The following is a 13412-nucleotide window of genomic DNA, read 5'->3' on the forward strand; positions in this document are numbered from 1 at the left end:
TATATTTGTAGTATGGCAAAAGCAGCATTCTCCATCTACAACGCATCGGCAGGCTCAGGCAAGACTTTTACGCTGGTAAAAGAATACCTGAAGATTGTGCTGCAGGCCAAAACCGATGATGCTTACCGCAAGATACTCGCCATAACTTTTACCAACAAAGCGGTAGAAGAGATGAAGGGCAGGATAGTAGCCAGCCTGAGTGATTTTGCCAAAGATGAGGTGCCGCCGCGGGCAGATGCGCTCATGCAGGTGCTCCACGAAGAGACAGGGCTGTCACTTGCTACGATAAAAGACAAGTCGCGCGCCATCATCAAAAACATCATACACAACTATGCCGCATTTGATATATCTACAATAGATAAATTTACACACAAGGTAATACGCGCCTTTGCGCATGACCTGAACCTGCCGGTAACTTTTGACGTATCGCTGGAGAGTGAAAACCTTTTGCAGGAAGCGGTTGATGCCATCATTGCCAAGGCGGGGGAAAACGATGTGCTGACATCATTGCTGGTTGATTTCTCACTCTCGAAAACAGATGACGACAAAAGCTGGGACATCACTTATGAACTGTTTGAGACGGGAAAGCTGCTCATCAATGAAAACCACAGGAATGAGCTGACTCAGTTTCACGATAAGAATATAGAAGAGTTTCTTTTCATAAAAGAAAAGCTGCGGCAGGCGGTGAGCGCTTTGGAACATGAATGCATTGCGCTTGGCAACCGGTTGAATGAAATGCTGGAAAGCAACGGCATCGACCCCAAGTCATTCTCGGCAGGGCATTTCCCGAACCATATCGGCTACATCATAAATAATGAACTCAAGTCGAGTCATAAAAAATACAAGCTTCCCGAAGATATAAAGGTCAATAAAACAGCAAGGGACAGGGACATCATCGAAAGCCTGACTCCGGAGCTATTATCGGTGCTGGCGAAGGTGTATGCCAATTACGAGAAGAAGAATTTCTACTCGGCATTCCTAAAGAATATTACGCCGCTGTCATTACTCAACTCTATAAGCCAGGAGCTGGAGCGTATACAGAAAGAGCAAAACCTGCTTTCAATATCTGAGTTCAATGCCATCATCCACAAAGAGATACAAAGCCAGCCTGCGCCGTTTATTTATGAAAGGCTGGGTGAAAAATATAGGCACTTTTTTATCGATGAGTTTCAGGACACTTCAGCGATGCAATGGAATAACCTGATTCCGCTTATTGACAACGCCCTTGCAGGACAGGATATGGCAGGCGATGCCGGTACGCTCATGATTGTAGGTGACCCGAAGCAGTCCATCTATCGCTGGCGCGGCGGAAAAGCAGAGCAGTTCATAGCCTTAGCGAAAGATGAGAACCCTTTTAGCAACCCTGACAAGCAAATGGTGCAGCTGGGGAAGAACTTCCGCAGTTACAGCGAGGTAATTGGCTTCAATAATAGCTTTTTTGAGTTTTTAGCGGATGAGTTTACTAACGAAGATTATAAGGAACTTTACAGTACTTACAGTCGCCAGGAGACCAATGCGAAAGAAGGCGGGTATGTAAATATTACCTTCCTGCCGGAAATATTGGCCGATGACGAGGAAGCCGCGGAAAAAGACGAGCGCTACCTTGAAGCAACGCTCGCCACGATAATGGATATCCGCGCTAAGGGGTTTGCCTATAAAGATATCGTACTACTCACACGGAAAAGGCAGCCGGGGGTATTGCTGGCAAACTACCTAACGGAGCATGAGATACCGATACTCTCCAGCGAAACACTGCTTATAGAAAATGCTACTGAAGTAAAGCTTATCATTAGCCTGCTGCGGTACCTGAAGAGCAATGAGAATATTGAGGCTAAGGCACAGTTTCTTTATTTTGCCGGTAAGAGCCGCACACAGGATATCCACAGCTTTATAAAGGCCGGAATGCAGGGTGGCGAAGCAGAACTTGAAGCTTATTTAAAAGGTCATGGTATCGCTATATCTTTCGGTGCGTGCAGGAAGAAGTCGTTGTATGAGGCCGTTGAGACTATCATAGGCGCATTCATAAAAGAAAGCAGCAACCAAAGCTATGTGCAGTATTTCCTCGACCTGGTGCTTGAACGCGATGTACGGGTGCAAAGCGGCATTGCCGACTTTCTGGACTATTGGGATAATAACGGCTCTAAGTTTAGCATACCTTCACCTGAAGGCGATGACGCCGTGCGTATAATGACCATTCACAAAAGCAAGGGCCTGGAGTTTCCGGTTGTTATTTTCCCGTTTGCGGAGGAAGACTACGCCCGCGCTCCGCGAAGCAAAATGTGGCTGGATATTGATGATGAAACCCTCGGCCTGCAGAAAGCGTTGATCGACAGTAAAAAAGAAGTGAGCGAATATGGCGAAAATGCCGCGGCTTTGTATGAAGCGAAATCGCAGGAAGAGCTGCTGGACAATATAAATGTGCTGTATGTAGCGCTTACAAGAGCTGAAGAGCAGCTGTACATCATCACCAACCGTAATTTTACATCTCGTGGCGAGCTTACGAACAATATGTCATCCTACTTCATTAAATTCCTCCAGAATAAGGGATTGTTTGATAACACAAAGAATACCTATGAATTTGGGGATGGCGCGAAACTTTCTAAAGGTGAGAAGCACCAAAATAACCAAAGGCTTATTGAAGTAGTATCCCAACGCCTTAACATGGAGGCTGTAAAGATTGCCAGGCGTGAATCACTTATGTGGGATACGCAACGCGGCAGGGCCATAGAGTTTGGTAATGTGATGCACGAGATATTTGCGTTCATTGAAAATGAGCATGACATACCAAAGGCAATAATGAAAGCTACGGAAAGCGGCCTTATAACCATAGCGCAGCAGGATGAAGTGGCAGAAACATTACGACAAGTGGTAAGCCATCCGCAGTTGCGGGAGTATTTTGCTGAGGGCGTTACGGTTTTTAACGAGCGCAACATCATCAGCCATGGCATGCCGAATATAAAACCGGACAGGGTGGCCGTAAAAGACGGAAAGGCATGGCTGCTTGACTATAAAACCGGCGCGCATTCGGCACGGTACGAAAAGCAGCTTAATGATTATGCCTTAGCTTTGCAGGGTATGGGGTTTGAGATAAGGGGTAAGTCATTAATATATATAGGAGAAACTATTGAGGTCGTAAATATAAACTAACAACAAACTAAAAATATGTACGGAAAAATTAAAGAGCATTTAGCATCAGAGCTGGAGCAAATAAAAGAAAACGGCCTTTATAAAAAGGAACGCGTTATCGCTTCGCCGCAAGGAGCTGAGATAACACTGGATAACGGTCAGAAAGTACTGAACTTCTGCGCCAACAATTACCTTGGGCTGTCAAGCCACCCGGAAGTGGTGCAGGCCGCTAAAGATGCGCTGGATACCCACGGCTTCGGTATGTCAAGTGTGCGCTTTATTTGCGGCACGCAGGACATCCACAAACAACTGGAGCAAAAAATAGCCGATTTCTACGGCACGGAAGATACTATATTATATGCCGCGGCCTTTGATGCCAACGGTGGTGTGTTTGAGCCATTGCTGGGTGAAGAAGACTGCATAATCAGTGATAGCCTTAACCATGCGTCTATTATAGATGGTGTGCGTCTTTGCAAGGCTGCCCGCTACCGCTATGAAAACAACAACATGCAGGAGCTTGAAGAGCAGCTTATAAAAGCTACCGAAGCCGGGCACAGGTTCAAGCTTATCGTGACAGACGGTGTTTTCTCTATGGACGGCATCGTGGCATCACTTGACAAAATATGCGACCTGGCCGACAAGTATGATGCCATGGTAATGGTTGACGAGTGCCACGCCGCAGGCTTTATAGGCGCTACCGGTAAAGGCACACTCGAGGCAAAAGGTGTTATGGGCAGGGTAGACATCATTACCGGCACGCTGGGCAAAGCGCTGGGCGGTGCAATGGGTGGCTATACTACAGCCAAAAAAGAAATCATAGAGATACTAAGGCAGCGTTCAAGGCCATACCTGTTTTCAAACTCACTTGCTCCATCTATAGTTGGTGCATCACTTAAGGTATTCGAACTTCTTGAAAAAGATACTGCACTTCGCGATAAGCTGGAGTGGAACACCAACTATTTTAAAGAAGGCATGAAAAAAGCAGGCTTTGACATTATTGACGGCGACTCTGCCATCGTACCTGTAATGCTGTATGATGCACAGCTTTCACAAACCATGGCCGATGAATTGCTGAAAAAAGGCATCTATGTGATAGGCTTCTTTTTCCCGGTGGTGCCAAAGGGCAAAGCGAGGATACGCGTACAGCTCTCGGCAGCACATACACAGGAGCATCTTGACAAAGCCATTGCGGCTTTTACAGAGGTTGGCACCAATTTAACGGTAATTTAACTACATTTTATAAATCTGCGTAGGATAATTTTTAATAAATCGTTTTGCTGTTAGATTTTAACAACCTAAATTTGCTCTGTATAACCTATATGTAATTAAAACAAAAAAGTATGAGACATCTTAACAAATTATTTGTTGCTGTCCTGCTGGCAATGGGGCTGAATGCCCAGGCTCAGGATGAAAACAATCCATGGGCTATCTCGTTCGGTGCCAATGCGGTAGATACGAGAATTGGCCAGGCATCAACGTTTAGTGACATGTTCAGCAACTATTTCAATGCACGTGACAACTGGAACATCATCCCTTCAGTATCTTACCTTACTGTGTCAAGGCACGTAGGAGACAACTTCTCTTTCGGTGTTACAGGATCAGTAAACAGGATTGATAAGCTGGTTACTCGCCAGTCTGGTACTCCTGATTACATAGTTACAAATCCGGGTGACCTTACGTATTATGGCGTAGATGGTATCATCAGGTACAGCTTCCTTAACCTTATCGGTACAAAATGGTTTGACCCTTACCTACATGTAGGTGGTGGTTATACCTGGATTGATGAGCAAGGTAACGGTACAGTAAACGGTGGCCTTGGTATCAACTTCTGGATTACAGAGAATGTGGGTATTACACTACAATCTACATACAAGCATACATTTGAAGATGAAATGGATGCTAACGTGCCTAGGCACCTACAGCACTTTGCAGGTCTTACTTTCAAATTCGGAGGTAAAGACACAGACAAAGACGGTATCTTCGACAAAGACGATCTTTGCCCTGAAGTACCAGGCCTTAAGCAATTCCAGGGATGTCCTGACACAGATGGTGACGGAATCCAGGATAGCCAGGATGAATGTCCTGAAGTTGCAGGTCTTGCTGAATTCAACGGATGTCCTGATACAGACGGTGACGGTATAGCTGATAAAAATGACGCTTGTCCTGAAGTTGCAGGGTCCTAAAGAACTACAAGGATGCCCTGACAAAGACGGTGACGGTGTTGCTGATAAAGATGACAGGTGTCCGGATGTAGCCGGTCCACGTGAAAACAACGGTTGCCCATGGCCAGATACAGACAACGATGGTGTACTTGACAAAGATGACCTTTGCCCTAACGTACCTGGTACTGCTGCAAACCGCGGATGTCCTGAAGTTACTGAAGAAGTAATGAAGCGTCTTAACGAGTATGCAAGGACTATCCTGTTCAACAGTGGTAAAGCTACTTTCAAAGATGAAACACTTCCTGTACTTGAAAACATGAACAGGATATTCAAAGAGTACCCTCAGGCAAGGTTCAGCATTGAAGGCCACACTGACAGTGACGGTAGCAATGCACTTAACCAGACACTATCTGAAAACAGGGCTGCTGCTGTGAAAAACTACCTGATTGAAAACGGTATCGCTGCTGACAGGCTAATGTCTACAGGTTTCGGTGAAACTAAGCCAATCGCTTCTAACAAAACTGCTAAAGGCAAAGCCCAAAACAGAAGGGTTGAAGTGAAACTTATCAAAGAATAAGGTTACCCTTAAATAAATTGAAAGAACGCTCCGGATTATCCGGGGCGTTTTTTTATTTTTATACCATGCCTTTCCCAACTTTTTTAGACAAGCTCACCACCCAGATACTGGCACACCATCGCTCACACATCAGCGATATTATCATAGTTTTACCTAATAAGCGTGCACGTATTTTTTTGTTGGAAGCGCTGAAAAAGCAGCTTACAGGTACGGTTTTCGCACCTGAAATTGTAAGCATTGAAGATTTTGTTCAGGACATGGCAGGCATACGCAGCATTGACCCTATAGAACTGTTGTTTGAATTTTACGGGGTGTATTGCAGTGTAACTCCGGTTGAAAAATGCCAGCCGTTTGAAACTTTTGCCAACTGGGGAAAAACGCTGCTGCAGGATTTCAACGAGATAGACCGCTACCTGCTTGACCCGAAGTTTGTACTGTCTTACCTTAAGAACATCAATGACATTGAGCATTGGGCTGTAGATGTTGACAAGCGCACGGAAATGATAGGCAACTACCTTGATTTCCATAGCCTCCTGCCACTGTATTATGAAAGCCTGTACAAACACCTGCTTGATATGGGCACGGGTTACCAGGGGCTCATATACCGTGAGGCCGTTAATAACGTGAGCCACTACTCATCAGCTTTCACCAAAAAGAAAATAATTTTTGCAGGTTTTAATGCACTTAATGCTGCGGAAGAAACAATCATCCGCCACCTGGTTAATGACGGGCACGGTGAAATATACTGGGACATTGACCATGTGTTTTTGAATGACCCATACCATGACGCGGGGCACTTCATCAGGAAATTCCAACGCGGATGGAGAGAGTACCAAAGCCAGCCTTTTGAATGGATTGTGGATGAGTTTAGCCAGGAAAAAAACATTGAGATTATTGGTACGCCCAAAACAATAGGCCAGGCCAGGATTGCAGGGAATATTATTGGTAAACTACAGAAGCAGGGCCACAGCCTTGACAGGACAGCTTTGGTTTTAGGCGAAGAGAATATGCTCATACCTATGCTGTACAGCCTGCCGGAGGAGGTGGGCAGCCTTAATATTACCATGGGCTATAGCAGCAAAAACAACCCTGCACAGATATTGGTACATAAGCTTTTCAGGCTGCACACCAATGCCCTTGGCCGAAACGAAAAGAGCTATACGCTGTATTACAAAGAAGTTTTGGACGTACTTACGCACCCGTTGATAGAGCCGTATGTTGGCGCTGCAGATTTGGTGCGCATCATCAACAAAAACAACCTGACATTCTTTTCGCTTAATAAATTATTTGAGATTCAGGGAGAGGCCGCTCCATTATTTAAACTGCTTTTTGAGCGTTGGGATGATGATGTTGCTGCGATACTCAACAGGCTTTCAGATATACTGCTTGCCCTTAAATCATTCATGGATACGGATGCCGAAGATGATAAGGTAAGTAAGGCATTTTTGTATTCTATTTATAAAGTCATCAACAAACTCATCAATTACCACACCACGCACCCGCAGATGAATACGGTGCAGCTGTTGTACCAGACCTACAAGCAGGTGGCTGACCTTGCAGAAGTTTCGTTTGAAGGCGAGCCGCTCTCTGGCCTGCAGATTATGGGAGTGCTGGAAAGCCGGGTCCTTGATTTTGAGAACGTAATCATCACATCAATGAACGAGGGTAAACTGCCGACAGGCAAATCAGGGACTTCATTCATTCCGTATGATGTAAAGCGTGAACTGGGCCTGCCAACCTACAAAGAAAAAGACGCGATTTACAGCTACCACTTTTATCATTTGCTGCTTCGCGCGAAGAATATTTACCTGCTGTATAATACCGAAAGCGAAGGGCTTGATGCCGGCGAGCGCAGCCGTTTCCTTACCCAGCTTGAGATTGAAAAGCAGCCTGCGCATAACCTTACGGTCCAGGTGTACAACGCCAAGCTCCCGGCCAAAGCCTATGAGCCCATGGTGGTGCCCAAAAGTGCCACCGTGCAGGAACGGCTTAAAGAAATTGCCACGGTTAGCGGATTTTCACCCTCAGCGCTTACGGGGTATATACGCAACCCGATGCAGTTTTATTACCAGCGGGTGCTGCGCATCCGCGAGGCAGATGAGGTGGAAGAGAGCATCGCCCTTAACACCCTCGGCACAATAATTCACGGTGCGCTGGAGCAATTGTACAAGCCCTACATTGATAAGTTCATCACGGTTGAGGATGTCGCTGCCATGTCGGTTTTGGCGGATGATGAAGTGATGCGCCAGTTTACCGAAGTGTACCGCGAGGGCGAAATACGCAAAGGTCGTAACCTTTTGGCTTTTGAAGTAGCGAAACGCAATGTGCATAATTTTCTTTCCATCGAAAAGAAACAGCTGGCTGATGGTGATGCCGTAAAAATTATAGCCCTCGAAACGAAATTTGAGCGTTGGCTGGAAGATAGCCGCCTGCCATACCCGGTGCTGATTTCAGGAAATATTGACCGGATTGAGCAGCGAAACGATAAGATTCGCATTATTGACTATAAAACCGGAAAAGTTGAAAAAGGCAACCTTGTACTAAAAGATTGGACCGGCCTTACAGCCGACCTGAAAAATGAGAAAGCGATTCAGCTTTTGACGTATGCTTTCATGTATGAGCCTTTGGCAAACGGCCTCGAAATGGAAACCGGAGTCATCTCATTCAAAAACATGAAAGCCGGATTTATGAATTTTTGTTTTAAGGATGCCTATGATAAAAATTCGACAACTGAAATTATAAATGAGGCAATGTTGGAGGAATTCAAAACCCAGCTCATCCTGCTTGTTAATGAAATCTTAAACCCTGCTCTGCCGTTTGAAGAAAAGACAAGTTAATTTCACAGTTTATGTAAGTGTAGGCTTACAGGTTAACATGATTTAAAGAACTCAAAAAGGTCTTTAACAATTTCTTCACAATTCTCAATATGGCTCATGTGTCCGCCATCGTATGTAATCAATTTTACCGATGTATTTTCAACTTGTTCTACATTATCTTCATATACCAGTACAGGGTCTTTCTTCCCTAAAATCAGCAAGATAGGGTAAGGTGCGAAGTGCAGTATTACCTCGCGGTCATTGCGTACTTTCATTCCTTCAAGTGCTGCCACGATGCCATGCACCGGTGTTTTCAGCGCTTCGAGTTTCGTTTGCTCGATTTCCTCCGCAAGCCGCTCCCGGTTCTCCTCGCTAAAGAGATTCCCGACCGACATCCGAACGAAGATTTCCTTGTTTTGCTTCACGGCTTTTATGGCACGGTCCCGGTTGGCTTTGCGCTCGTCGCTGTCTGCTCTCGAGGTAGAATTTACCAGTACAAGGCCCTTCATCATATCAGGATAAAGCTCTGCAAATGCCAGCGAAACATAGCCTCCCATGCTGTGCCCCACAAAGATAGCCTTGCGTATCCTCAGCTCCGCCAGCACGGCATGGACGGCGTCGGCCATGTCTTCCATGCTATGGATGTAACCCAGGCATCCCGTGTCGCCGTGCCCTAGCAAATCTATAGCAATCACACGGTATTTCCTTGAAAACTCAGGTACAAAAGCATCCCACATGCCGCGGTTCAATATGTGCCCGTGCAGCAGTACCACAGCTGTTCCTTTACCGGAATCAGTGTAGGCGATGGAGGTGTTTTTGTACCGTAGTTCCAAAGTTGAAAGTTAGAAAGTTTAAAGTTCAGGAGGCCTGAAAACTGCGATTGTGACTCAAAACTACTGATTCATAAGTTCCTCAATCTCTTCAACCTCAATCGGAATATTACGCATCAGGTTGAACGGCTCACCGGTTTCTTGTATTACCACGTTGTCTTCCAGGCGAATACCGAAGCCTTCCGCAGGGATATAAATACCCGGTTCCACAGTAAATACCATGTTAGCCCGCATAGGCTCAACCAACAATCCGTAGTCATGCGTATCAAGCCCCAGATGATGCGATGTGCCGTGCATGAAGTACTTTTTGTAAGCCGGCCAGTCAGGGTTTTCGTTCTGCACATCAGCTTTGTCAAGCAGGCCCAGGCCAAGCAATTCTGATGTCATTACCTTGCCGACTTCTACATGGTACTCCTTCCACAATGTGCCGGGAACCAACATTTTGGTAGCTTCGTTTTTGACATTCAGCACCGCGTTGTACACGGCTTTTTGCCTATCGGTATACCTGCCCGAAACCGGTATTGTGCGGCTCAGGTCGCTTGAGTAGTTGGCATATTCAGCAGCCACATCAAGCAGTATAAGGTCGCCCGCCTTACACTCCTGGTTGTTTTCAATGTAATGCAATACATTAGCGTTATTGCCCGATGCTATAATTGGCGTATATGCAAAGCCTTTGCTACGGTTGCGGACGAATTCATGTATCAGTTCCGCTTCAATTTCATATTCCATAACGCCCGGCTTTACAAAGCCCAATAGTCGGCGGAAGCCCTTCTCGGTAATGTTGCAGGCATGCTGCATCAGGTCAAGCTCTTCCTGCTCTTTTACTGAACGTAAACGCTGTAAAATCGGGTTACTTTTAGCAACGTTATGCGCCGGATATTTCTCTTTCCACCACTTGATGAAACGGTCTTCACGCGTCTCTGTTTCCACAGCTGAACGGTAGTGTTCATTGGTATTTATGTATATGGTTTCAGTATAAGTCATTATCTCAAACAGCACTTTGTGGAAGTCCTTCAGCCAGTGCACAGTTTTAATCCCGGATACTTCAAATGCCTTTTGTTTAGTCAGTTTTTCACCTTCCCAGATTGCGATATGCTCATTGGTTTCGCGAAGGAAAAGCATCTCGCGCTGGTGTTCGTACGGAGCGTCAGGGCACAGCAACAGTATGCTTTCCTCCTGGTCAACGCCGCTCAGGTAAAAGATATCACGGTGCTGTTGAAAAGGCATTGTACTATCGGCGCTTATAGGGTATATGTCATTTGAGTTGAACACAGCAACGCTTTTAGGCTTCATCTGCGCGGTAAACTTTTTGCGGTTCTTGATGAAAAGGGCGCTGTCTATCTGGTGGTATTTCATGATGATGATTTTAGGATACCAAAAATAGTGAGAAGTTGATATATTTGGGAGTAATCTTTACTCGTTTTGTAAAAATGAAACTGCAATATCTGTTTATAGCCTTTGTTTTACTTGCTTCAAGTTGTAGAAGAAACCTTCCTGATGTTGCAATTCCTGATAAGGAAGGAATTGATACAATACCGCAAAAGCCACCAAAATTGGTTTATGAGCCCAACATGCCAACTCCCGAAATGTATGGGATTGTTGTTGTCGGACATGATACCCTAAAGGTTATGAAGACTTATAACGATAATATTGTGTATGTTCAGAAAACGGTAGATGCTTATGGATATAAATCTACTTTGAATTATCGTGAGGCGACAATCAACCTAATCAGGAAACTGGGAGATACGATCAAATTTAAACAGGAAGATTTTAAAAAATATATTCCCCGAGAGGCTTATGGAGATGTGATTATGCAGAGCGCCGGTATAGATGTTGCGGTGAAAAAAGGAAAGATTCCGCTAATGATTAATTTATGTATGCCGGATTCTGACTATTGTTTTTTCTTCGATGTAAATCTTCGTGAAAATGGCGCTTATGACATCAGGGAAATTAATGAAAATGAATTTGAAGAGTAGAATAAATTGTAACTTTGTCAGATGAAAATTATGAAACTTCACTACCTGTTTTTACTCTTTATATTCTCAATAACAGCGCAGGCACAGGACAAGCAGCCTTACCAACTGTATATCAAAGACGGTAAAAAGACAACCTATAAAAAATTGCTTGCCGCTGCCGCAGATACGCAGGTGGTGCTGTTTGGTGAACATCACGACAACTCCCTGATACACTGGTTGCAGCTGGAACTTACGAAAGACCTGGCTGAAAAGAAAAGCCTCGTACTCGGTGCAGAGATGATAGAAGCTGACAACCAGAAACAGCTCAACCAGTACCTTACCGGGCAAATCAACCAAAAAGCATTTGACACCGTTGCCCGACTTTGGAACAACCACAAGACCGATTACAAGCCGCTGGTTGATTTCGCGAAAGACAAGAAGTTTCCGTTTATTGCGACTAACGTTCCCCGCCGCTACGCCAGCATGGTGTATAAGAAGGGTTTAGAAGAGCTAAATAATCTTAAAGCTGAAGAAAAAGAATGGATTGCCCCACTGCCAATTGCGTATGACGCAACGCTGCCGGGATATGTGGAAATGCTGAAGATTGCAGGTGGTCACGGGGGCGATAATCTACCAAAAGCACAGGCAATCAAAGACGCTACCATGGCCTATTTCATCAATAAAAGCCTGAAGCCAGGCACTCTGTTTATACACTACAACGGAACTTACCATAGCGATAACTATGAAGGTATCAACTGGTACCTGAAGAAATACAATCCGGGTATAAAAATCGTGACCATTGCGGCTGTCTCGCAAAAAGACGTTTCAACTCTTGAAACAGAACATCTTAACAAGGCTGATTTTATCCTTGTGGTTGATGAGGATATGACAAAAACATACTAAGCAGGATTAGCCGGTTGTAAATGTTTGAAAGATTTTCAGGGAGCGTCAGTTTAAATTTTACATATTAAAATTTTAAGTACGATTTTGCGATAAATTTCCCTACTTTATATTGATTATAAATTAGCGCGCAAAGGTTGTAGTTGCGCGGTTTTCATCTTATTTTTGTGTAGTTTTTTAATAAAACCTTATTCTTAATATTACATTATGGCAAAATCTGCACTATTAAAGTCGTCACTCGCTAAGAAATACTGGATGGCTTTAACGGGTTTATTTCTCTGCCTGTTCCTTGTCGGGCACTTACTAGGTAACTTACAGCTCATCTTTGCCGATGGCCTCGCATTCAACAAATATGCGTTGTTCATGACAAGCAACCCCGCAGTAAAGGCGCTTTCTTACCTTACTTACATTTCAATTATTTTCCATGCTATTGACGGCATTTTGCTTACAATACAGAACAGGAAAGCAAGGCCGGTGCGGTATGCAAATGAAAACCAGGCGGCTAACACTGTGTGGGCTTCACGCAATATGGCGGTTCTTGGTACTGTGATATTGGTTTTCATTATTACCCACATGGCTAACTTCTGGGCTGTTATGCATTTTGATGAAAAGATGCCGCTGGCAACCATCAATGTAAATGCAGGTGGCATGAACCAGGAATTTTACCTTACTACTGACGGCGGTTATCTTCCGGTGGCTCAGGTGCAACAAGGTGCGGTAGAGATAAAAAACCGTACAGAATTTTATGATAAGCAGGCCCAGGTAAAAATCAAGGACGGCTACAAAGATCTTTACAAAATTACTGTAGGCTTCTTTAAAGACCCTCAGTACGGGCTTATAGGTACAATTGGGTATGTAATTGCCATGATTGCGCTTGGCTTTCACTTATGGCATGGTTTCGGCAGTGCATTCCAGTCGCTTGGCGCCAACAACCCGCGCTACAATATGTTTATAAAGAATTTCGGTAAGGCATTCTCAATAGTGGTTCCGCTATTGTTTGCTATCATCCCGCTATACATTCATTTCCTTCTAAAAGCTTAATTACA

The 13412-nt window shown here is 44.7% G+C and carries 8 protein-coding genes and 1 pseudogene; 7 read left to right on the plus strand and 2 right to left on the minus strand.

What is annotated here, in order from left to right; translation table 11 throughout:
• Positions 1-12 precede the first annotated feature (12 nt).
• The 4 genes and pseudogenes from LRS05_RS03495 to LRS05_RS03510 all read left to right on the plus strand — a co-directional run bounded on the left by LRS05_RS03495 (position 13) and on the right by LRS05_RS03510 (position 8702).
• Positions 13-3147, plus strand: a complete 3135-nt coding sequence (locus tag LRS05_RS03495) for an exodeoxyribonuclease V subunit beta (protein WP_257867050.1) — start codon at positions 13-15, stop codon at positions 3145-3147.
• Between the two features lie 15 nt (positions 3148-3162).
• Complete coding sequence (gene kbl / locus LRS05_RS03500; RefSeq protein WP_257867051.1) at positions 3163-4356, plus strand: glycine C-acetyltransferase; 1194 nt, start codon at positions 3163-3165, stop codon at positions 4354-4356.
• Between the two features lie 110 nt (positions 4357-4466).
• A pseudogene (locus LRS05_RS03505) lies at positions 4467-5865 on the plus strand (OmpA family protein).
• Between the two features lie 65 nt (positions 5866-5930).
• Positions 5931-8702, plus strand: a complete 2772-nt coding sequence (locus LRS05_RS03510; RefSeq protein ID WP_257869224.1) for a PD-(D/E)XK nuclease family protein — start codon at positions 5931-5933, stop codon at positions 8700-8702.
• A 32-nt stretch (positions 8703-8734) separates the two neighbouring features.
• Here LRS05_RS03510 and LRS05_RS03515 read toward each other — a convergent pair whose 3' ends face one another.
• Complete coding sequence (locus LRS05_RS03515) at positions 8735-9514, minus strand: alpha/beta fold hydrolase (RefSeq protein ID WP_257867052.1); 780 nt, start codon at positions 9512-9514, stop codon at positions 8735-8737.
• 60 nt (positions 9515-9574) lie between these two features.
• Positions 9575-10867 (minus strand): aminopeptidase P family protein, encoded by a 1293-nt coding sequence (locus LRS05_RS03520; RefSeq protein ID WP_257867053.1) that lies wholly within the window; start codon positions 10865-10867, stop codon positions 9575-9577.
• A 35-nt stretch (positions 10868-10902) separates the two neighbouring features.
• Between LRS05_RS03520 and LRS05_RS03525 the strand changes: the two genes are divergently transcribed.
• The 3 genes from LRS05_RS03525 (at position 10903) to LRS05_RS03535 (ending at position 13407) form a co-directional block, all read left to right on the plus strand.
• Entirely contained in the window at positions 10903-11487 is a 585-nt protein-coding gene (locus LRS05_RS03525) for a hypothetical protein (protein WP_257867054.1), read from the plus strand.
• A gap of 30 nt (positions 11488-11517) precedes the next feature.
• Positions 11518-12369: a ChaN family lipoprotein gene (locus tag LRS05_RS03530; protein ID WP_257869225.1), complete on the plus strand. Its 852-nt coding sequence runs from the start codon at positions 11518-11520 to the stop codon at positions 12367-12369.
• A gap of 204 nt (positions 12370-12573) precedes the next feature.
• Positions 12574-13407: a succinate dehydrogenase cytochrome b subunit gene (locus LRS05_RS03535; RefSeq protein WP_257867055.1), complete on the plus strand. Its 834-nt coding sequence runs from the start codon at positions 12574-12576 to the stop codon at positions 13405-13407.
• Positions 13408-13412 lie beyond the last annotated feature (5 nt).

Origin of the sequence: Flavobacterium sp. J372, assembly GCF_024699965.1 — a bacterium.
Lineage (GTDB): Bacteria > Bacteroidota > Bacteroidia > Flavobacteriales > Flavobacteriaceae > Flavobacterium.